The sequence below is a fragment of the uncultured Kocuria sp. genome, from assembly GCF_947500125.1.
Taxonomy (GTDB): domain Bacteria; phylum Actinomycetota; class Actinomycetes; order Actinomycetales; family Micrococcaceae; genus Kocuria.
The window spans coordinates 178,942-199,225 of sequence record NZ_CANMRA010000005.1 but is presented as its reverse complement, the minus strand read 5'-3'; the positions used below and the strand labels follow the sequence as shown (position 1 = coordinate 199,225).

Genomic DNA, 20,284 nt, shown 5'->3' with positions numbered 1-20,284 from the left:
CGCGCGGCGGCCGAGACCCGGGACACCGCCCGCCGGGCCGCCGAGGAGACCGCGGGGCTCCTGCGCGCCGCCGAGCGCACGGCGGACCGCGCCGCGTCCGAGCTCTCCCGCGTCCGGGCCGTGCTGGACTCCGCCGAGGCGGAGACCCGGCGCTTCGACGAGCAGGTCGCGGCCGCCCGGCAGCACCTGGCCCGGGAGCAGGAGCGGCTGCGCGAGGCCGCCGAGCGGCTCGAGGCCGCCGAGGAGCACGGTGCGGAGGACACCGAGACCGCGCAGCTCGAAGCCGCCGCCCGCCGCGACGAGCTGCACCGGGGCGCCACGGCGGCCCGCACCACGGAGACGGAGGCCCGGCTGGCCCTGCGCTCGCTGGAGGAGCAGGCCCGCGCCCTCGGCAACCGGGCCGCGTCCCAGGAGCGGGCCGCCGAGGCCGAGCGCCGGGCACGGGAGGAGGCGGAGCGCCGGGCGCGGCGCCGCCGGCTCCAGGCCCGCAATGCCGAGGCGGTGCTCGCCGGCGCCGAGCAGCTGCTCGAGCTCGTGGCGGCCTCCGCGGCGGTCGCCGCCGCGGAGCGGGACCGGGCCGAGGCGGTCCGCGCCGGGCTGGACGCGGAGCTCACGGACCTGCGCGCCGCGAACGACCGGCTCGCCGCGCGGCTCGCCGAGCTCACCGACTCCGTGCACCGGGACGAGCTGGCCCGCACCCAGCAGCGCGCCCGGATCCAGGCGCTGGAGGACCGCTCCCTCGAGGAGCTGGGGCTCACCCCGGACGCGCTCGTGGAGCACTACGGGCCGCACCTGCTGATCCCCGATCCCGGAACGGTGCCGGACCCCGGGACACCGCAGGATCCCGGGACACCGCCGGACGGCGGGCGCGCGGGCTCCGCGCCGCCGGCGGCCGACGACGGCCAGGACGCCCTGTTCGGCGCCGGGACCGACGCCCTGTCCGAGGACCTGCCCGGCGCCGCCGAGGGCTCCCCCTACGTGCGCGCAGAGCAGGAGGGGCGGCTGCGCCGGGCCGAGAAGGAGCTCGCCTCCCTGGGGCGGGTGAACCCGCTGGCCCTGGAGGAGTTCGCGGCCCTCGAGGAGCGCCACCGCTTCCTCGCCGAGCAGCTCGAGGACCTCAAGCGGTCCCGGCAGGACCTGCGCAGCATCATCCGCGACGTCGACGAGCACGTGGAGCGGGTCTTCACGGAGGCCTACGCCGACACCGCGCGGCAGTTCGAGGACGTCTTCGCCACCCTGTTCCCCGGCGGAGAGGGCCGGCTGCGCCTCACGGACCCCACGGACATGCTCACCACCGGGATCGACGTCGAGGCTCGCCCGGCCGGCAAGAAGATCAAACGGCTGTCCCTGCTCTCCGGCGGGGAGCGGTCGCTGACCGCGATCGCGCTGCTCGTGGCGATCTTCAAGGCCCGGCCCTCGCCCTTCTACGTCATGGACGAGGTCGAGGCGGCCCTCGACGACCGCAACCTCGGGCGGCTGCTGAGCATCTTCCGACAGCTGCAGGAGACCTCGCAGCTGATCATCATCACCCACCAGAAGCGGACCATGGAGATCGCCGACGCCCTCTACGGGGTGGCGATGCGCGGGGACGGAGTCACCACCGTCATCGGCCAGCGGCTCGCCGAGCTGCGCTGAGCCCGCCGCCGGCGCACTCCCGGGTCGAGCCACCGGCCCGGTGCCGCGCCACCGGCCGGTGCCCCGCTACCGCCGGACGCCCTGTTCCGGCCCCTCGTCCTGCTCCGGCCCGGTGCCCTGCTCCGGTCCGTCCTCCTGCTCCGGACCGTCCTCCTGCTCCGGCCCGGTGCCCCGCACGGACGGAGTGTCGGGCCGCTCCATCGTGTCCCGCACCGGCAGCCAGGCCCCGGCGGCCAGCAGCATGATCGCCCCCGAGACCCCGAAGGCCCAGCCGAAGCCGGCGGCGTCGGCCAGCGCTCCGGCGACCACGGGCCCGAGGATCTGCCCGGCGTCGGCGCTCATCTGGAACCGGGCCAGCACCGGCCCGCCGGCCCGGTCCGGGCCGATGACGTCCGCCACGGTGGCCTGCTGACCCGGGTTCAGGGTCCCGGAGCCCATGCCGGCCACGAGGGAGAGGACCACGAACCACGGGACGTCCTGGACCAGGCCCAGCCCCATGGTCGCGACCCCGTTGACCACCAGACCGCTGAGCACGAGCGGCTTGCGCCCGAACCGGTCCGTGAGCCGGCCCGTGACCGGCAGGGCCATCGCGTTGCCCGCCGCGTAGACCGCCAGGGCCAGGCCGGCCACGGCCGGACCGGCCCCCAGCACGGCGACCGCGAACAGGGGCACGAGGGCCACCCGGATCCCGTGGGCGGTCCACCCGTTGGCGAAGCTGGAGACCAGGGCGGAGCGGTAGGCCCCCACCCGGCGCGCCTCGGCCACGGTCATCACCGGCTGGTTCCGGCGGTCCTTGCCGGCGCCGAGGACCTCGTCCTTGAGCCGGAAGTGCACCACGGCCACGGCCACGAGCAGCGACACCGCGTAGATCAGGAACGGCGCCTGCATGCCGAAGCCGGCGAGCAGGCCGCCGACCACGGGGCCGAGCACCCCGCCCACCAGGAACGCGGAGGCGTAGTAGCCCGAGACGCGCCCGCGCATCCGCGGCGGGGCCAGCCGCACGATCAGGCCCATCGCCGAGATGGTGAACATCACCGAGCCGATCCCGCCGAGGCCCCGGAACAGCAGCAGCTGCCAGTAGGTCTGGGCGAACGCGGTGGCCGCCGAGGACAGCGCGACGATGAGCACACCGGTCACGTAGGTGGGGCGCTCGCCGATCCGGTTCAGGATCCGCCCGCCGGCCGGCGCGAAGAGCAGGCGGGCCACGGCGAAGACGCTGACCACGGCCGAGGCGGCCGCCACGCCGACCCCGAAGGTCGTGGCGAACTGGGGGAGCACCGGGGCCACGATCCCGTAGCCGATCGCGATGACGAAGGCGGCGGCGATGAGCACCGTGATCTGCTGGGGGATGCGGTCGCGGTCCGGGGCGGAGGCTGGGGGCTGAACAGGCACCCGTCGAGTCTAGATCTCCGGGCGGCGCCCCGGCCCCGCGGCCGCCGGTCCGCGACCGGGCGTGTGAGAAGCTGGGGGGCGTGGATTCGATACCCGTTCTCGCCTACGTCCTCATCGCCGTCGTGGTCCTCGGCCTGCTCGGTCTGGTCCTGCTGCGGGGGCCCAAGGCGCCCCGCGGCGGCTACCCCTCCACCCGGGACCCGGACGACCTCGACGGCGGTCCGGTCGCCGCCCCGGGGGACCTGGAGCCCGGCACCGCGCCGGTGCCGCCCGAGGCCACCCGCCCGGCCCTCGACCGCCCCGAGTCGGCGGCGTCCCGGATGGCGCGGCTGCGCGGGCGGCTGGCCAAGTCCAACAACGTCTTCGGCAAGGGCCTGCTGGCCCTGCTCTCGCGCGACCGCATCGACCAGGACGTGTGGGACGAGATCGAGGAGACGCTGCTGCTCGCCGACCTCGGCACGGACGCGTCCATGGACCTCGTCGAGGCCCTCCAGCGCCGGGTCAAGGTCGAGGGCACCCACGACCCCGCCCACGTGAAGGCCATGCTCCGGGAGGAGCTCGTCGCGCTGGTCGACCCGTCGATGGACCGGTCCCTGGCCGTGGACCGCAAGGGGCCGATCCCCGCCGTCGTCCTCGTGGTGGGCGTCAACGGCGTCGGCAAGACCACCACCGTGGGCAAGCTCGCGCGCGTGCTCGTCGCCGAGGACAAGGACGTCGTCCTCGGCGCCGCGGACACCTTCCGCGCGGCGGCCGCCGACCAGCTCTCCACCTGGGGCGCCCGCGTGGGCGTGCCCACCGTGCGCTCGCAGGTCGAGGGCGCCGACCCGGCCTCGGTGGCCTACGACGCCGTGACCGCCGGCATCGAGCACGAGGTGGACGTCGTGATGATCGACACCGCGGGCCGGCTCCAGAACAAGGCGGGGCTGATGGACCAGCTCGGGAAGATCAAGCGGGTCGTGGAGAAGGCCGCCGCCGTCGACGAGGTGCTCCTCGTCATCGACGCGACCACCGGGCAGAACGGCATGACCCAGGCGCGGGTCTTCGCCGAGGTCGTGGACGTCACCGGCATCGTCCTCACCAAGCTGGACGGCACCGCCAAGGGCGGCATCGTGGTGGCCATCCAGAAGAGCCTCGGCGTGCCCGTCAAGCTCATCGGCCTCGGCGAGGGACCGGACGACCTCGCGCCCTTCGAGCCGGAGAGCTTCGTGGACGCCCTGCTCGACTGATCCGTCCCCCTTTTCCCCCACACGCCCGCCGCAGTTTACGTACGCGTAACCATTGCGGCGGGCGTGAAACATTCCCGCAACCGCGCGCGGCGGCGGTCGAAACATCTCTCTCGGACACTCGATAAGGAACGGTGAGCACCGGACGGCCCCTCGGGGAACGGGCCAGTGGCACCGGTGACCGAACCAACCTTCAGAGAGAGGTGCACATCGTGGAAATCACAGCTGGACACGTGTGGACGATCGTCGCGGCAGCCCTGGTCTTCTTCATGACCCCGGGCCTCGCCCTGTTCTACGGAGGGATGACCCGCGCCAAGGGCGTCCTGAACATGATGATGATGAGCTTCATCTCCATCGCCATGGTCTCCATCGTCTGGGTCCTGTGGGGGTACTCCATGAGCGGCGGGGACCCGCTGCTGGGCGGGCTCACGGGCAGCCCCGTGCCGTCCTTCGCCCTGGGCGACATCATGGGCACCGAGGACCTCCTCGGCGCCGCCTACGGCGGGACCTTCGCCATCATCACCGTCGCCCTGATCTCCGGGGCGATCGCCGACCGCGCCCGCTTCGGCGCCTGGGCCGTGTTCGTGCCCGTCTGGGCCACGCTCGTCTACGCCCCCCTGGCCTACATGGTCTGGGGCGGCGGGCTGCTCACCGAGGAGGGCGCCATCGGCTCCACGATCGGCGAGGCCATCGACTTCGCCGGCGGCCTCGTGGTGCACATCAACGCCGGCGTGGCCGCGCTGATCCTCATCATGATCGTCGGCGCCCGCCAGGGCTTCGGCAAGGACCCGAGCCAGCGCCCCCACAACCTGCCGCTCGTGATGCTCGGCGCCGCGATCCTGTGGTTCGGCTGGTTCGCCTTCAACGCCGGGGCCGCCGGCACCGCGGAGCAGGCCGGGCTGATCTGGATCAACACCCTCGTGGCCCCCTCCGCCGCGATGCTGGGCTGGCTGCTCACCGAGCGCATCCGCGACAAGCACGCCACCTCCCTGGGCGCCGCCTCCGGCGTCGTGGCCGGGCTCGTGGCCATCACCCCGGCCTGCGCCAACGTCTCCCCGGTCTGGGCGATCGGGATCGGCTTCGTGGCCGGCATCTGCTCGGCGCTCGCCGTCGGGCTCAAGTACCGGATGCGCATGGACGACTCCCTGGACGTCATCGGCGTGCACCTGGTCTCCGGCGTCGTCGGCACCGTGGCCCTGGGCTTCGTGGCCCTGCCCTCCGAGGGCACGGCGGGCCTGTTCTACGGCGGCGGCTTCGGCCTGCTGCTCACCCAGGTCGTGGCGGTGCTCGTCTCGGTGGTCTACTGCGCGGTGCTGACCTTCGTCATCGCCTTCGTGATCGACAAGACCATCGGCTTCCGGATCACCGAGCGGGACGAGATCGACGGCATCGACATCACCCAGCACGCCGAGTCCGGCTACGCGCTGGCCGGCGACGCCACGGGCTCCTTCACCCCGGGCCGGCACACCGCCGGGGAGGACACCACGTCCTTCGAGCCCGGCCGCTCCGAGACCGTGCACAGCTGAGCCGTGCGGCGGCCGCCGGCACATCCCACCCTCACGAAAGGCACCCCTCCCATGAAACTCGTCACCGCGATCGTGCGCCCGGAGAAGTTCAAGGACATCAAGTCCGCGCTCGAGTCCTACGGCGTCCAGGGCATGACCGTCCAGAACGTGCACGGCTACGGGCAGCAGCGCGGGCACACCGAGGTCTACCGCGGCGCGGAGTACACGGTGGACCTGCTCGAGAAGGTCCGGGTCGAGATCCTCGTGGACAACCACCAGGCCACCGACATCGTGGACGTCATCGTCTCCTCCGCCAACACCGGCCGCGCCGGTGACGGCAAGGTGTGGGTCACCGACGTGCACCAGGCCGTGCGCGTGCGCACCGGCGAGCGCGACGAGACGGCGCTCTGACCCCACCGGGCCCGACGGCCGGTCCCCTCCACCGGGAGGGGGCCGGCCGTCGTCGTCCCGTCGCGACGGCGACGTCGGGCCCCGCGCCGCCCGGAGTTGCTAACCTTGGACACTGACCCGCCACACCGGGCCGGGCCGCGGCCCGCGGCGCAGACCGCGGCGCACCGGCCGACTCCCTCGACGAAAGCAGCTTTCGACCCGTGTTCAATTCACTGTCCGACCGGTTGACCGCCACCTTCAAGAACCTCAAAGGCAAGGGACGCCTGACCGAGGCGGACGTCGACGCCACCGTGCGGGAGATCCGCCGCGCGCTGCTCGACGCCGACGTCGCCGTGCCGGTCGTGCGCGAGTTCACCGCCGCGGTCAAGGAGCGCGCCCTCGGGCTCGAGGTCTCCGAGGCGCTGAACCCCGGCCAGCAGGTCGTGAAGATCGTCAACGAGGAGCTGCAGAACATCCTCGGCGGCCAGACCCGCCGGATCCGGATGGCCAAGACCGGCCCCACGATCATCATGCTCGCCGGCCTCCAGGGCGCCGGCAAGACCACCCTGGCGGGCAAGCTCGGCAAGTGGCTCAAGGGCCAGGGACACCGCCCCCTGCTCGTGGCCTCCGACCTCCAGCGGCCCAACGCGGTCACCCAGCTCCAGGTCGTGGGCGAGCGCGCCGGGGTGCCGGTCTACGCCCCGCACCCGGGCACCACCTCGGAGTTCGACGACCCCACGGGCGATCCCGTGCAGGTCGCCCGGGACGGCGTGGCCCAGGCCCGCGCGCGCCTGCACGACGTGGTCATCGTGGACACCGCCGGCCGGCTCGGCATCGACGAGGCCCTCATGGAGCAGGCCCGCGACATCCGCGACGCCGTGCGCCCCGACGAGGTCCTCTTCGTCATCGACGCGATGATCGGCCAGGACGCCGTGAACACGGCCCAGGCCTTCAACGAGGGTGTCGACTTCACGGGCGTGGTCCTGTCCAAGCTCGACGGCGACGCCCGCGGCGGCGCCGCGCTGTCCGTGGCCTCCGTGACCGGCAAGCCCATCATGTTCGCCTCCACCGGCGAGAACGTCGACGACTTCGAGCAGTTCCACCCGGACCGCATGGCGTCCCGCATCCTCGACATGGGCGACGTCCTCACGCTGATCGAGCAGGCCGAGAAGCAGTGGGACCGTGACGAGGCCGAGAAGATGGCCCGGAAGTTCACCGACCAGGAGGACTTCACCTTCGAGGACTTCCTCGCCCAGATGCAGCAGCTGCGCAAGATGGGGTCGATGAAGAAGATGCTCATGATGATGCCGGGCGCCGCCGGCATGCGCGAGCAGCTCGAGAACTTCGACGAGCGCGAGATCGACCGCGTCGAGGCCATCGTCCGGTCCATGACCCCGCACGAGCGCGTGGCGCCGAAGATCATCAACGGCTCCCGCCGGGCCCGCATCGCCAAGGGCTCCGGCGTCACCGTCTCCGAGGTGAACCAGCTCATGGAGCGCTTCGCCCAGGCGCAGAAGATGATGAAGCGCCTGGCCCAGGGCAAGAGCGTCCCCGGCATGCCCGGCGGCATCCCGGGGATGCCCGGGGCGGGCGGCGGCCCGAAGAAGGGCAAGGGCAAGGGCTCTGCGAAGAAGAGCGGCTCCCGCTCCGGCAACCCGGCCAAGCGGGCGCAGGAGAACGCGGCCCTCGAGCAGCAGCGCAAGCAGAAGGCGCCCGCCGGCTCGGCGTTCGGCGCCGCCCAGGGGCAGCCGGACCCCGCGGACCTGAACCTGCCCAAGGGCTTCGAGAAGTTCCTGGGACAGTGATCGCGCCGTGAGCTCCTACCTGTCCGAGAGCGAGCTGAAGCAGTTCGTGGACTCGCTGCCCACCCGCCGCCTCGCCGCGGAGGCCCTCATCCGCGACCCCGGGGGCCGCGTGCTGCTCGTGGAGCCCAACTACAAGTCGGACTGGACCGTGCCCGGAGGCACCGTCGAGGCGGGGGAGGACCCCCGCACCGGGTGCTTCCGCGAGGTCGTCGAGGAGGTCGGCCTGCACCTGCCCGAGGGCCGGCTGCTCGTCGTCCACCACGGCGTGGCCATGGGCCTGTGGGGGGACTCGGTCTCCTTCGTCTACGACGGCGGCGTGATCGACGCCGACACGCCCATCACCATCCAGGAGGAGGAGCTGCTCGGCCACCGCTGGACGGCCCCCGAGGACCTGGACCGGTACCTGCGGCCCGCGCTGGCCCGCCGCCTGCGGGCGGGGCTGGCGGCCCTCGAGGAGGGGACCACGGCCGAGCTCGTCGACGGGCCCCGCTGAGCGGATCCGCGCCGCCGTGGACGCTCCCCGGACCCGGGGGGCGTCCACGGCGACGGCGTAGCATGGACGCCATGACCTCACTCCCCGCCGACGACATCGCATCCCCCACCTCCACGTGGGACCTGGTCCCCGCCACGGTGCTGTGCGCGACGGAGGCCACCGCGTCCGACGGCTCCGGACCGCGCCCCACCTGTGAGGGGATGCGCAGGATCATCGCCCACCACCGCCTGATCAGCGCCTACGCCGAGGGCCCCCGGGCCACGCAGCTGATGTTCCTCGCCGACGCCGAGGGCCGGCTGGCGCAGGCCGCCGAGGACGGCTCCGTGGAGCCCGGGTGCACCCTCGGCGAGCTCTCCGCGACCCTCGCGCGGATGACCGGCCAGCAGCTCCAGCCCGAGCACCCCGGGCTGCGCCGGGTGCTGCTGGTGCGCCTGGACGCCCCCGAGCTGCCCGTGCTGGCGGCCCTGTCCGGCACCGGGTTCACCGCCGTGTCCCGGCACGGCTGGTCCGTGGTGGTCTTCGACGCCGAGGTCGACTTCTGGGCGGTGCGCACCGGTCTCGCCGAGACCGCCGTGGCGCTGTCCTCGGACGGGGCCACCCGCTCCTTCGAGGTCCTGCTCGCCGGGGAGGACCCCGCGTCCGTCACCGATCTCGAGGCGGCCGACGCCGTGTGCGCCCTCGAGTGGGGCCCCGAGTGGCTCCCCGCGGGCGGGGTGTCCGTCGAGGCCGAGGAGACGCCGGCCGCCCGGTTCGAGCGCGATCTCGTCCGGCTGTGCTCCGGGGGCACCTCGGACCTGCAGATCGAGTCCGTGGCCTCCGTCTTCGACCTCGACCCGGCCGAGACCAACCGGCTGCGCAACTACGTGCTGGGGGAGTCCACCGACCTGGTCCTGGAGTCCGTCCTGCAGCTGGTGGGCCTGCCCGTGCTCGCCGCCAAGGTCGTGGAGGGCCGCCGGGAGCTCACGGGGACGGAGGGCGCCGAGCACTACGAGCCCACGGGCGTGGGCTCGGCCCTGCTGCGGGGGCTGACCATCGAACCCACCGGTGACGGGCTCTTCGCGCGCTACCAGCGGGCCCTCGTGCGCCGGCCGGAGCTCCTGCTGGCCGTCGCGGGCACCGAGACCGCCCTCGGGGTGGGGCTCGCCGGGGCGGCCCGGCGCGGCGGGGCCGGGGCGCGCGTGCTCGGCACCCTGTCCGCGGCGCTGCTCGCGGACGCCGCCGCGGAGAGCGCCTACTACGCCGCCCTGCGCGGCGCGCGCCGCCGGCGCAGCGAGGAGCAGACCCCGGCCACCGAGCCCACCGCCCAGCTCCCGGCGGCCCCCGTCCCGGGCTCCCGAGCGCGGCTGCGCCGCTTCTTCGGACTGCACCGCGGCTGACCGCCCCGCGCGGGATCCCCCGCGAGGCGGAAACCCCGGGCCCGCCGCCGCGGGCTACCGTGGGGGGCGTGCACATGCCACCCACCACGGACCCGGACGAAGGGCCGGCCGCCGCCCCGGCCGCCGCCCGACGCGCTCCGCTCGCGGCGCGCGTCACGGCCTGGCTGAACGACCCCGAGGACCCGTTCTGGTCCCGGCCCGCGCCCACGGCGGCCCAGCGGCGCAACGACGTGCTGGCCGCCGTGGGCTTCCTGCTGGTCGCGCTCCTGGCCTCCGTGCTGGTGCACAGCTACGCGGGGCTCGCGGAGGGGGACGAGCCCTGGCGCTTCTACCTCAGCACCGTGCTCATCGTGGCGCCCCTCGCCCTGCGCCGGCGCTTCCCGCTGCCGGTCGTGGTCGCGTCCTCCGCCCTGTTCCTGGGCCTGACCTACGCGAGCCCCACGGTCGCCCTGACGCTGCCCTTCCAGGGCGCCTACTTCGCGGCCCTCTACGCGGCCGTCGCCTGGTCGCGGGACCGCCAGGCCCTGTGGGTCGCCATGTCGGTGGTCGTGGGGACCATGGGCCTGTGGCTGCTCGGGGCCTTCACCGTCACCAACGCCTACGCGGACTTCCTGACCGGTCTGGGCGACGTGGACGGGCCGCTGCCGCAGCTGCCGTCCTACGCGGTGTTCACCCTGCTCGTCAACACCGTGTACTTCGGCGGGGCGGTGCTGGCCGGGCGCGCCTCGTGGCGGGCCGCGCTGCAGCAGCACCGCCTCGCGGCCCAGGCGCAGCGGATCCGGGAGCAGTCCCAGGAGATCGCCCGCCGCGCCGTCGTCGACGAGCGGCTGCGCATCGCCCGGGAGCTGCACGACGTCGTCGCCCACCACGTGTCCGTGATCGGCATCCAGGCCGGGGCGGCGCGCACGGTCCTGGCCCGTGACCCGGCCGCCGCCAGCACCGCGCTGCGCACCATCGAGGCGTCCAGCCGGACCGCGGTGGGGGAGATGCGCCAGCTGCTCGGCGTGCTGCGCGCCGAGGGCGAGGACGGCCCCCCGGGCCCCGGCGGGGGCACCTCCGCCGCGGCGCGCCGACCGGACCCCGGCCTCGCCGACATCGCCGCCCTCGCCCGGCAGCACGCCGACAACGGCCTCGCGGTGGAGGTCCGCACGGTCGAGGACGTCCCCGGTGACCTGGACAGGGTCCCCCCGGCGCTCGGCCTGTCGGCCTTCCGGTGCGCCCAGGAGTCCCTGTCGAACGTGATCCGCCACTCCACGGCCACCACGGCGTCCGTCACCCTCCGCACCGGCCGCGGCCCCGAGGGGCCGTGGTTCGAGCTCGAGGTGCTCGACGACGGCTCGCCGCGCAGCGGCACCGCCGGCACCGGCTTCGGCCTCCAGGGGCTGCGCGAGCGCGTCCGCCTGCACGGCGGGGAGGCGGAGATCGGGCCGCGCTCGGGCCGGCCCGGCTGGCGGGTCCGCACCCGCTGCCCCCTGCCCCCCGGCGGCACCGGTGGAGGCGCCCCGGACCCCGCCGTCCGCGCCGCCGTCCGTGCCACCGTCCGTGCCGGGGACGGGAATCTGCGAGGATCGGAGGCATGATCCGCGTCCTGCTCGCCGACGACCACGCCCTCGTGCGCTCCGGCTTCGCCATGGTCCTGTCCGTGGAGGACGACATCGAGGTCGTCGCCCAGGCCTCCGACGGCGCGGAGGCCGTCGCCGCCGCCCGCGACGGGGCCGTGGACGTCGCCCTGCTCGACGTGCAGATGCCCGTCATGGACGGGATCGAGGCCACCCGCCGGATCGTCGGAACGGGGTGCGCCAAGGTGGTGATCGTGACCACGTTCGACCGCGAGGACTACCTCTTCGACGCGCTCGCGGCCGGCGCCAGCGGGTTCCTCCTCAAGAACGCCGACCCGGACGACCTGGTGGAGGCCGTGCGCGCCGTCGCGGAGGGCCACGCGCTGCTCGCCCCCGAGGCCACGCTGCGGGTCATCCGGGCCCTGACCACGGACGCGCCGGCCCCCGCCCCGGAGGTCGATCCCGCGCCGCCCGCCACCGCGTCCCCCAAGCCCGGGCAGCGGCGGGTCCTCGACTCCCTCACCGAGCGGGAGCACGAGGTGCTGCTGCTGGTCTCGGACGGGCTCTCCAACGCGGAGATCGCCCAGCGGCTCTTCCTCGGGCCGGCCACCGTCAAGACCCACGTCTCCAACATCCTCGCGAAGACGGGCTCCCGGGACCGGGTCCAGGCCGTCGTCTTCGCCCACCGGGCGGGCCTGGTCGGCTGAGCCGGTCTCCGTCCCGGGGCGGAGACCGCAGGGACGGAGCCGGCACCCGGGGCGCGCGCCCTCCGCCCGGGTGGGGATTCCCCGGGGCCGCGGCGTTCGTAGGCTGGAGGACGAGCCGCCCGGCACCCACCGGGCGGGCGCGCCGGCCGAGAGGACCCCGGGCCCATGAGCACCAGCACCACACCTGCGGCGACCACCACCCGCTTCCGCGGCCGCCCCGAGGGGCACGTCCTGGAGGCGCGGCGCCTGAGCCGGTCCTTCGGCGGGCGGGCGGTGGTCGAGGACGTCTCCTTCCGGGTCGAGCCCGGCCGGATGACCGGCTTCGTCGGCGCGAACGGTGCGGGCAAGACCACGACCATGCGGATGCTGATGGGCGTGCTGCGGGTCAGCTCCGGGGAGGTCCTGTGGAACGGCCGGCCAGCCACCGCGGCGGACCGCGCCGGCTTCGGGTACATGCCCGAGGAGCGGGGGCTCTACCCCAAGCAGCCCGTGCTCGACCAGCTCGGCTACCTCGGGCGGCTCCACGGCATGGACCGCGGCGACGCCCTCGCGGAGGCCGGCCGGCTCCTGGAGCGCTTCGGCCTGGCCGGCCGCGGGAAGGACCGGCTGGAGTCCCTCTCCCTCGGCAACCAGCAGCGCGTGCAGGTCGCCGCCGCGCTCCTGCACGGGCCCGCCGCGCTGGTGCTGGACGAGCCGTTCTCCGGCCTGGACCCCGTGGCGGTGGACTCCATGGTCGAGCTGCTGCGCGAGCACACGGCCCAGGGGGTGCCCGTGCTCTTCTCGAGCCACCAGCTCGACCTCGTCGACCGGCTCTGCGACTCCCTCGTCGTCCTGTCCGTCGGGCGGGTCCTGGCCGCCGGCACGGCCGACGACCTGCGCCGCACCGGCCCGCGCCGGCACCGGCTGCGCTGCGAGCAGGACACCGGCTGGGTACGGGACCTGCGGGGCGTGCGGGTCGTCGACGTCGACGGTCCGGCCGCGGTGCTCGAGCTCGACGACGCCGCCGCCCGCCGCCGCGTGCTCGAGGCCGCCGTGCCCCGCGGGCTCCTGGAGTTCGCCGAGATCGTGCCCTCCCTGTCCGACGTCTACCGGGAGGTCACCCGATGAGCGCCCGCGCGACCGCCGCCCACCCGACCGCCGCCCGCCCGTGGTGGATCGTCACGACCCGCGAGATCTCCGTGAAGCTGCACGACCGGTCCTTCCTGCTCTCCACGGTGGTCACGGTGCTCCTCGTGGCCGGCTCGATCGCCGCCTCCGCCCTGTTCGGCGGCCGCGCCGCCGACCACGTCCTGGCGACCGCGGCGCCCGACGCCGCACCCGTCGCGGCACGGGCCGCGCAGGCGCTGGCCGAGAGGGGGGACGACACCCTCACCGTGCACTCCGCGCACTCCCCGGACGCCGCCCGCCGGGCGGTGGCCGACGAGACCGCCGACGTCGCGCTGCTGCGGGGCCTCGACGGGTGGACGGTGGTGGGCAAGGACGACGTCGACCCCGGACTCGCCCGGGTGCTCGAGCAGGCGGCGGCCGAGGAGGCGCTCGCGGCCAACGCCCGGGCGGCCGGGACGACGGCCGAGGAGCTGACCGAGGGCGCGGAGGTGCGCACCGAGCTGCTCTCCGGCGAGCAGGACCGCGGCCCCGTGCGGCTCGTCATGGGCTTCGTCTTCGCCTTCCTGTTCTACCTGGCCGCCGTCCTCTTCGGCATGGCCATCGCCAACTCGGTGCTCGAGGAGAAGCAGAACCGGGTCGTGGAGATCCTGGCCACCGCCGTCCCGGTCCGGCAGCTGCTCTACGGCAAGGTGCTCGGCAACTGCCTGCTCGCGTTCGCGCAGATCGGGCTCTACGCCGCGGTCGGCCTCGTCGGCGTCAACGTCACGGGGGCCGCCGCGGACGTGGGCTGGATCCTCGCCGCCTCCGGCTGGTTCGTGGCCTTCTTCGTGGCGGGCTTCGCCGCGCAGGCGTCCGTCTGGGCCGTCCTCGGCTCCCTGGCCTCCCGCTCCGAGGACCTCCAGACGAGCACCGGGCCGATCCTGACCGTGCTCATCGGCGCGCTCCTCCTGGGCCTCTACGCCGAGGGGGCGTGGCTCACGGCCGCGTCCTTCGTGCCGGTCGTCTCCTCGGTGGCCATGCCCATCCGGATGCTGGACGGGGGCGTGGCGTGGTGGCAGCCCGTGCTGTCCCTCGCGGTCGCCCTCGCCGCGGCCTGGGTGCTGCTGCGCCTGGGGGAGCGGACCTACCAGCGCGCCGTGTTCCAGGGCGGGCGCTCCCTCACGTGGCGGGAGGCCGCGCGCCTCGAGCAGTGAGCGGCCCGCGCGCCGGGGGACGCCGGACTTGACGGCGTCTGGCATACTGGACGGGTACTCGATGCGTGCGGTCCCTCTCGCCGCACGTTTCTCGTGTCCACAGAACCCCTGTGACCGGCCCGCCCCACGGGAGCGAGACCAGGGCGTTCACCGCATCCAAGAACCAGGAGAGTCCACACCAGTGGCTGTTAAGATCCGTCTCAAGCGCATGGGCAAGATGCGCGATCCCCGTTACCGCGTCGTCGTCGTCGACTCCCGCAAGAAGCGCGACGGCCGCGTCATCGAGGAGATCGGCAAGTACCACCCGACCGAGCACCCCTCCTACATCGAGGTCGTCTCGGACCGGGCCCAGTACTGGCTCGGCGTCGGCGCCCAGCCGTCCGAGGCCGTCGCCGCCATCCTGAAGGTGACCGGCGACTGGCAGCGGTTCAAGGGCGAGGAGGGCGCCGAGGGCACCCTCCGGCAGCCCGAGCCCAAGGGCGAGTTCGTGGCCCCCGACAAGGGCTCCGTGATCGTCCCCGAGGCGATCACCCCCAAGGGCGAGAAGGCCGAGCCGGCCGCCCCCGGTGCCGAGTCCGACGACGCCCCCGCGGCTGACGCCGAGAAGGCCGAGTAGTCATGCTCGCCGACGCGTTGGAGCACCTGGTCCGCGGGATCGTGGACAGCCCCGATGACGTCGACGTCCGTGTCAAGAGCGGGCGCCGGTCGGAGACCCTCGAGGTCCGGGTGCACCCGGACGACCTCGGGCGGGTCATCGGCCGCCAGGGCCGCACGGCCAAGGCGCTGCGCACCGTCGTGGGCGCGCTCGCCGAGGACGGCCCGGTCCGGATCGACGTGGTCGACACCGACCGCACCCGCTGAGGCGCACCGGGCGCCCCGGCGACCGGCTCCGCCGCCCGCACGGTCCCCGCATCCGCTGAGGATGCGGGGACCGTCGGCTTTGCGCACCCCCGCAGCCCGCCACCGCACCCCGTTCCCGCGGCCACCCGGCCGCCGACCCCCAGGAGCACCATGAAGGTCCAGGTCGCCCGCGTCGGCAAGCCCCACGGCATCCGCGGGGAGGTCACCGTGCAGCTGTTCACCGACGCCCCGGAGGAGCGCTTCGCCCCCGGCGCCCGGCTGCTGCTCGAACCGTCCGTCCCCCTCGCCCCCCAGGGCGTGGTCACGGTGCGCGGAGCGCGCTGGAACAAGGCCGTGCTCGTCGTGGCCCTCGAGGAGGTCCCCGACCGCAACGGGGCCGAGACCCTGCGCGGCGCCCGGCTCTACGCCGAGGCGCTGGACGAGGACCCCGGGACCGACGAGTGGTACGAGCACGAGCTGGTCGACCTCGAGGTGCGCACCGGCCCCGAGGACGGCTCGGGGCCCCGGATCGGCGTGGTCACCGGGCTGCGCACCCTGCCGGTCCAGGACCTGCTGGAGATCGAGCTCGACGAGGGCCGGCGCGAGGCCGTGCTCCCCTTCGTCGAGGAGATCGTGCCGGTCGTCGACCCCGAGGGCGGCTTCGTCGTGGTGACCCCGCCGCCGGGGCTGCTCGAGCTCGGCCTCGACGAGGGGAGACCCGAGGTCGCGGGGCCCGGGGACGGGGCGCCGGAGGGCGGGCACTGATGCGCATCGACGTCGTCAGCATCTTCCCCGAGTACCTCTCGGCCCTGGACCTCTCCCTCATCGGCAAGGCCAGGCAGCAGGGGCTCCTCGAGCTGACCGTGACGGACCTGCGCGAGTTCACGACCGACCGGCACCGCACCGTGGACGACACTCCCTACGGCGGCGGGGCCGGCATGGTCATGAAGCCGGAGCCGTGGGCGGCGGCGCTCGACGCCGTCCGCGAGCGCGGCCCCGCGCCGGCCGCCGACCCCGGGGTCGCGGGGGAGCGCCCGGTGCTGGTCGTGCCCTCGCCGGCCGGTGCGGTGTTCACCCAGGCCACCGCCCGCGAGCTGGCCCTGCGAGAGCACCTCGTGTTCGCGTGCGGGCGCTACGAGGGCATCGACGAGCGCGTCGTCGACTGGTCCCGCGAGCACTTCGAGGTCCGCCCCATGAGCCTCGGCGACTACGTCCTCAACGGCGGGGAGGTCGCCGTGCTGGCCATGGTCGAGGCCATCGGGCGGCTCGTCCCCGGCGTGGTCGGCAACCCCGAGTCCCTCGTGGAGGAGTCCCACGCGGACGGCCTGCTCGAGTACCCCGTCTACACCAAGCCCGCGCTGTGGCGGGACCGGCCGGTTCCGGAGGTCCTGCTCTCGGGCCACCACGGCCGGATCGCGCGCTGGCGGCGGGACCGGCAGCTGCAGCGCACCGCCGCCCGCCGTCCCGACCTCGTCGCGTCCCTCGACCCCGCCGGCCTGGACCGCGCGGACCGCGCCGTCCTCGCGGAGGCGGGCTGGATCGTCTCGGGCGCACGGGTGGTGCGCGCCGGGGACGACGCCCCCGGGGAACCTGTGGCATAATGTTCAGCTGTGTGTCTGCTGGGCACGCCCCTGCCGCAGGGGGATGAGCGACCAACAGCCGGGCACCCGGGAACCCCGTACGGGGACCCCGTCACCACGTCTTGCGGATCCCGCACCCGGACCGGGCCCCGCCCGCCGCCACGGATCCGTGCCGACCCACGTGAGCGACCTGCGGCGTTCACCAGGAGAGTCACCATGAACATTCTCGACCAGCTCGACGCCAAGTCCCTGCGCAGCGACGTCCCCGACTTCCGCCCGGGCGACACCCTCAACGTGCACGTCAACATCGTCGAGGGCAGCCGCTCCCGTGTGCAGGTCTTCAAGGGCTTCGTCCTCGGCCGCCAGGGCGCCGGCGTGCACGAGACCTTCACCGTCCGCAAGGTCTCCTTCGGCGTGGGCGTGGAGCGCACCTTCCCGGTGCACTCGCCGGTCATCGAGAAGATCGAGGTCGTCACCCGCGGTGACGTCCGCCGCGCGAAGCTCTACTACATGCGCGACCGCCACGGCAAGGCCGCCCGCATCCGCGAGAAGCGCGACAACACCACGGCCAAGTCCTCGAAGTCCGGCAAGGCCGTCAAGTCCGGCAAGTCCGGCAAGTAGGACTGCGCGCGCGTCCGTGTCCACCGGAACCCGCGCACGGGATCCCCGCGCCACCGGGTCCCACGCCGTGCGGCGAGAACGCCAGCCCCGTGCTCGGGGCTGGCGTTCCGTCGTCCTCGCCCTCCTGGCGGCCGTGCTGGTCACCGGTGTGCTGCGCGCCTTCGTCGTGGACGTCTACTGGATCGGGTCGGACTCGATGCAGCCCACGGTCGAACCGGGGGACCGGGTGCTCGTGGGCAAGCTCGTCGACGAGAGCGGCCTCGAACGGGGCGACCTCGTGGTCTTCGACGGACGGGGCAGCTTCGCCCCGCTGAGCAGCGACGACCCGTGGCCCCAGCAGGTCCTGCAGACCGTCGGCCGGTGGACCGGGCTCACCGGTTCGGACAGCGTGTACCTCAAGCGCGTCATCGGCACCCCCGGGGACACGGTCGCCTGCTGCGGGCCTTCCGGGCGCCTCGAGGTCGACGGCGAGGAGATCACCGAGGAGTACGTCCTCGACGGCGACCGCCCCAGCGAGGTCGAGTTCACCGCCGTGGTCCCCGAGGGCCGGCTCTGGCTGATGGGCGACCACCGCTCGGTCTCCGTGGACTCGCGCCATCTGCTCGGCGCGCCCGGTGGCGGACTGGTCCGAGCGGATAAGGTCATCGGAGAACCCCTTGCTGTTCTGTGGCCCCGGGACCGGGCCGGGCAGCTCTGACGCGATCCGCACGGATCCGGATCCGGACGCCCACCGGCGTCCGCCCAGGAAGGACGAGAGCAGTGGCCGACAGGACCCAGCCCGCCGGCGACGGCGTGCCCCAGGAGAACCACGGCGTCCCTGGCGACGCCGCCGTTCCCGTCCCGGCAGCGCCCACCGCCGACGCGGAGCACTCCGCCGCGCCCCTCGACGGCACCGAGGACGGGCAGGACCCGGCGTCCCCCCGCCGCGGCGGCCGCCGCTCGGCCGGCGGGCGCTCCCGCAAGCAGCGCCCCGACACGTTCTGGGGCTCGGTCCGGGAGATCCTCCTGGTGCTGGTCTGGGCCGTGCTCATCGCCTTCGTCGTGAAGACCCTGCTCGTCCGGGGGTTCTACATCCCGTCCGGCTCGATGGAGAACACCCTCCAGCTCAACGACCGCATCTTCGTCAACGTGGTCGAGCCGACGTTCGGGCCCCTCGAGCGCGGCGACATCGTCGTGTTCGAGGACGCCAAGGGCTGGCTCCCCCCGCAGCCCGACAGCGGCGGCGGACCCACCGACGCCCTCTACGACGCCCTGGCCTTCGTGGGCGTGCTGCCCGACCGCACGGACCAGCACCTCATCAAGCGGGTCATCGGGGTCGGGGGCGACACCGTGGCCTGCTGCGACGCCTCGGGCCGGGTCACGGTCAACGGGGAGGCCCTCGAGGAGCGCGACGCCTACCTCTTCCCCGGCTCCGCCCCCTCGGAGCTCGAGTTCGAGGTCCAGGTCCCCGAGAACCACTACTTCGTGCTGGGCGACCACCGGGACGCGTCGGCCGACGCCCGCGTGCACCTCGCGGAGATCGCCGAGAACGGCGCGTTCATCAGCCACGACGACGTCGTGGGCACGGCGTTCGTGATCGCCTGGCCGCTCGACCGGTTCCAGCTGCTGCAGAACCCGGACGAGGTCTTCGAGGACGTCCCCGACCGGTCCGCCGGTGGTTCCTGAGCCCGGGCGGGTCCGGCGCGCGGCGCCGCTGCCGGGCCGGGCCCCCGGGCTCGGCGTCGAGCGGTCCCTGGAGCAGCCGGGCGCGGGCCTCGTGGGCGGGATGGACGAGGTGGGCCGCGGGGCCCTCGCCGGACCGGTCACCGCCGGACTGGTGGTCCTGCGTCCCGGCACCGAGCGCGGCGTGCCCGGGCTGCGGGACAGCAAGCTGCTCAGCCCCGCCCGGCGCGAGGCGCTGGTCCCGCGCATCCTCGCGTGGTGCGCGGCCGGGGGAGTCGGCCACGCCTCGCCGCAGGAGATCGACGGGCTCGGCCTGACGGCCGCGCTGCGCCTCGCCGGACGCCGTGCGATCGCCGCCGCGGCGCAACGAGGAGCCCCGCCCGGCATCGTGCTCCTGGACGGCGCCCACGACTGGCTCTCGGAGCCCGACTCCGGCACGCTCTTCGGCGATCCCGTTCCCGCGGGCGGCGACACCGCGGCACCCGCGTGGGCGGGGCCGGTCGTCACCCGGGTCAAGGCGGACCTGACGTGCGCCTCCGTCGCGGCGGCCAGCGTGCTCGCGAAGGTCGAGCGGGACCGGATCATGGGGGAGCTCTCCGCCGGGTGGCCGCAGTACGGTTGGGACAGCAACAAGGGCTACGGCGCCGTCCGGCACCGCCGCGCCCTCGAGGAGCACGGGACGACGCCGCACCACCGGCTGAGCTGGCGCCTGACGCCGGCGCCGACCGCGGCCGGCCCGAGCACGATCGGAGACGGGACGACATGAGCGCCGAAGAACTCGAGAACTTCGAGACGGACCTCGAGCTGCAGCTGTACCGCGAGTACCGGGACGTCGCCGGGCTCTTCCAGTTCGTGGTGGAGACGGACCGGCGCTTCTACCTGGCCAACTCGGTCCGGATCGAGCCGGTCGAGACGAAGAACGGGCTCTACTTCGACGTGGAGCTCAAGGACGCGTGGGTGTGGGACGTCTACCGCTCCGCGCGGTTCGTGAAGCACGTGCACGTCATGAGCTTCAAGGACGTCAACGTGGAGGAGCTCGCACACACGGACCCCTTCTCGGTGCCGGGTGCCGCCGGACCCGTGCCGGGGGACCCCGCGGCCTCCTGACCCGCCCTGCACACGGCGCCCGGCCGCAGCGGCGGGCCGTCGGGGAGGTGCACCATGGGGCACCGCCCCGCTCCGGCCGGGGAGGCTGC

At 74.3% G+C, this 20,284-nt stretch carries 21 protein-coding genes; 20 read left to right on the top strand and 1 reads right to left on the bottom strand.

What is annotated here, in order from left to right:
• On the top strand, nucleotides 1–1,635 hold a 1,635-nt coding region (locus Q0817_RS05670; protein ID WP_298585182.1), incomplete at its 5' end, for an AAA family ATPase.
• A 66-nt stretch (nucleotides 1,636–1,701) separates the two neighbouring features.
• Here Q0817_RS05670 and Q0817_RS05665 read toward each other — a convergent pair.
• Entirely contained in the window at nucleotides 1,702–3,027 is a 1,326-nt protein-coding gene (locus Q0817_RS05665; RefSeq protein ID WP_298585181.1) for an MFS transporter, read from the bottom strand.
• A gap of 80 nt (nucleotides 3,028–3,107) precedes the next feature.
• Here Q0817_RS05665 and ftsY point away from each other — a divergent pair, with 80 nt between their 5' ends.
• The 19 genes from ftsY to Q0817_RS05570 all read left to right on the top strand — a co-directional run bounded on the left by ftsY (nucleotide 3,108) and on the right by Q0817_RS05570 (nucleotide 20,195).
• Entirely contained in the window at nucleotides 3,108–4,253 is a 1,146-nt protein-coding gene (ftsY, locus tag Q0817_RS05660; protein ID WP_298585180.1) for a signal recognition particle-docking protein FtsY, read from the top strand.
• Nucleotides 4,254–4,462: 209 nt separating this feature from the next.
• Nucleotides 4,463–5,776: an ammonium transporter gene (locus Q0817_RS05655; protein ID WP_298585179.1), complete on the top strand. Its 1,314-nt coding sequence runs from the start codon at nucleotides 4,463–4,465 to the stop codon at nucleotides 5,774–5,776.
• A 51-nt stretch (nucleotides 5,777–5,827) separates the two neighbouring features.
• Entirely contained in the window at nucleotides 5,828–6,166 is a 339-nt protein-coding gene (locus Q0817_RS05650) for a P-II family nitrogen regulator (RefSeq protein ID WP_017833766.1), read from the top strand.
• 200 nt (nucleotides 6,167–6,366) lie between these two features.
• Nucleotides 6,367–7,950, top strand: coding sequence for a signal recognition particle protein (gene ffh / locus Q0817_RS05645; protein WP_298585178.1), 1,584 nt, complete (start codon nucleotides 6,367–6,369; stop codon nucleotides 7,948–7,950).
• Nucleotides 7,951–7,957: 7 nt separating this feature from the next.
• Nucleotides 7,958–8,443 carry an NUDIX hydrolase gene (locus Q0817_RS05640; RefSeq protein WP_298585177.1) on the top strand — a complete coding sequence of 162 codons (486 nt, stop codon included), beginning with the start codon at nucleotides 7,958–7,960 and terminating at the stop codon, nucleotides 8,441–8,443.
• A gap of 71 nt (nucleotides 8,444–8,514) precedes the next feature.
• Nucleotides 8,515–9,819, top strand: coding sequence for a hypothetical protein (locus tag Q0817_RS05635; RefSeq protein WP_298585176.1), 1,305 nt, complete (start codon nucleotides 8,515–8,517; stop codon nucleotides 9,817–9,819).
• Nucleotides 9,820–9,893: 74 nt separating this feature from the next.
• Entirely contained in the window at nucleotides 9,894–11,399 is a 1,506-nt protein-coding gene (locus Q0817_RS05630) for a sensor histidine kinase (RefSeq protein ID WP_298585187.1), read from the top strand.
• Nucleotides 11,396–12,085 (top strand): response regulator transcription factor, encoded by a 690-nt coding sequence (locus tag Q0817_RS05625; protein WP_298585175.1) that lies wholly within the window; start codon nucleotides 11,396–11,398, stop codon nucleotides 12,083–12,085. The genes Q0817_RS05630 and Q0817_RS05625 overlap by 4 nt, the downstream gene beginning before the upstream one ends.
• A 165-nt stretch (nucleotides 12,086–12,250) precedes the next feature.
• Nucleotides 12,251–13,192: an ABC transporter ATP-binding protein gene (locus tag Q0817_RS05620; protein ID WP_298585174.1), complete on the top strand. Its 942-nt coding sequence runs from the start codon at nucleotides 12,251–12,253 to the stop codon at nucleotides 13,190–13,192.
• Nucleotides 13,189–14,385, top strand: coding sequence for an ABC transporter permease (locus tag Q0817_RS05615; RefSeq protein WP_298585173.1), 1,197 nt, complete (start codon nucleotides 13,189–13,191; stop codon nucleotides 14,383–14,385). The genes Q0817_RS05620 and Q0817_RS05615 overlap by 4 nt, the downstream gene beginning before the upstream one ends.
• Before the next feature lie 181 nt (nucleotides 14,386–14,566).
• Entirely contained in the window at nucleotides 14,567–15,001 is a 435-nt protein-coding gene (gene rpsP, locus Q0817_RS05610) for a 30S ribosomal protein S16 (protein ID WP_298585172.1), read from the top strand.
• A gap of 2 nt (nucleotides 15,002–15,003) precedes the next feature.
• The gene (locus tag Q0817_RS05605; protein ID WP_017833757.1) at nucleotides 15,004–15,246 is read left to right on the top strand and encodes an RNA-binding protein; all 243 of its coding nucleotides are present in this window, start codon (nucleotides 15,004–15,006) and stop codon (nucleotides 15,244–15,246) included.
• A 150-nt stretch (nucleotides 15,247–15,396) separates the two neighbouring features.
• A complete protein-coding gene (rimM, locus tag Q0817_RS05600) occupies nucleotides 15,397–15,990 on the top strand; it encodes a ribosome maturation factor RimM (protein ID WP_298585171.1) in 594 nt (197 codons plus the stop codon).
• Nucleotides 15,990–16,826, top strand: coding sequence for a tRNA (guanosine(37)-N1)-methyltransferase TrmD (trmD, locus tag Q0817_RS05595; protein WP_298585170.1), 837 nt, complete (start codon nucleotides 15,990–15,992; stop codon nucleotides 16,824–16,826). The genes rimM and trmD overlap by 1 nt, the downstream gene beginning before the upstream one ends.
• A 195-nt stretch (nucleotides 16,827–17,021) precedes the next feature.
• Complete coding sequence (gene rplS, locus Q0817_RS05590; RefSeq protein WP_017833754.1) at nucleotides 17,022–17,426, top strand: 50S ribosomal protein L19; 405 nt, start codon at nucleotides 17,022–17,024, stop codon at nucleotides 17,424–17,426.
• 16 nt (nucleotides 17,427–17,442) lie between these two features.
• Nucleotides 17,443–18,123: a signal peptidase I gene (gene lepB / locus Q0817_RS05585; RefSeq protein ID WP_298585169.1), complete on the top strand. Its 681-nt coding sequence runs from the start codon at nucleotides 17,443–17,445 to the stop codon at nucleotides 18,121–18,123.
• Between the two features lie 62 nt (nucleotides 18,124–18,185).
• Nucleotides 18,186–19,091, top strand: a complete 906-nt coding sequence (lepB, locus tag Q0817_RS05580) for a signal peptidase I (protein WP_298585168.1) — start codon at nucleotides 18,186–18,188, stop codon at nucleotides 19,089–19,091.
• Complete coding sequence (locus Q0817_RS05575) at nucleotides 19,081–19,854, top strand: ribonuclease HII (protein ID WP_298585167.1); 774 nt, start codon at nucleotides 19,081–19,083, stop codon at nucleotides 19,852–19,854. Before lepB (Q0817_RS05580) ends, Q0817_RS05575 begins: the two co-directional genes overlap by 11 nt.
• Nucleotides 19,851–20,195 (top strand): DUF2469 domain-containing protein, encoded by a 345-nt coding sequence (locus Q0817_RS05570; RefSeq protein WP_298585166.1) that lies wholly within the window; start codon nucleotides 19,851–19,853, stop codon nucleotides 20,193–20,195. Before Q0817_RS05575 ends, Q0817_RS05570 begins: the two co-directional genes overlap by 4 nt.
• Nucleotides 20,196–20,284 lie beyond the last annotated feature (89 nt).

Coding starts and splice junctions, on each gene's coding strand:
- Q0817_RS05650 (WP_017833766.1), top strand. CDS start 5,828: ATGAAACTCGTCACCGCGATCGTGCGCCCGGAGAAGTTCAAGGACATC.
- Q0817_RS05635 (WP_298585176.1), top strand. CDS start 8,515: ATGACCTCACTCCCCGCCGACGACATCGCATCCCCCACCTCCACGTGG.
- Q0817_RS05630 (WP_298585187.1), top strand. CDS start 9,894: ATGCCACCCACCACGGACCCGGACGAAGGGCCGGCCGCCGCCCCGGCC.
- Q0817_RS05625 (WP_298585175.1), top strand. CDS start 11,396: ATGATCCGCGTCCTGCTCGCCGACGACCACGCCCTCGTGCGCTCCGGC.
- Q0817_RS05620 (WP_298585174.1), top strand. CDS start 12,251: ATGAGCACCAGCACCACACCTGCGGCGACCACCACCCGCTTCCGCGGC.
- Q0817_RS05615 (WP_298585173.1), top strand. CDS start 13,189: ATGAGCGCCCGCGCGACCGCCGCCCACCCGACCGCCGCCCGCCCGTGG.
- Q0817_RS05605 (WP_017833757.1), top strand. CDS start 15,004: ATGCTCGCCGACGCGTTGGAGCACCTGGTCCGCGGGATCGTGGACAGC.
- rimM (WP_298585171.1), top strand. CDS start 15,397: ATGAAGGTCCAGGTCGCCCGCGTCGGCAAGCCCCACGGCATCCGCGGG.
- trmD (WP_298585170.1), top strand. CDS start 15,990: ATGCGCATCGACGTCGTCAGCATCTTCCCCGAGTACCTCTCGGCCCTG.
- rplS (WP_017833754.1), top strand. CDS start 17,022: ATGAACATTCTCGACCAGCTCGACGCCAAGTCCCTGCGCAGCGACGTC.
- Q0817_RS05570 (WP_298585166.1), top strand. CDS start 19,851: ATGAGCGCCGAAGAACTCGAGAACTTCGAGACGGACCTCGAGCTGCAG.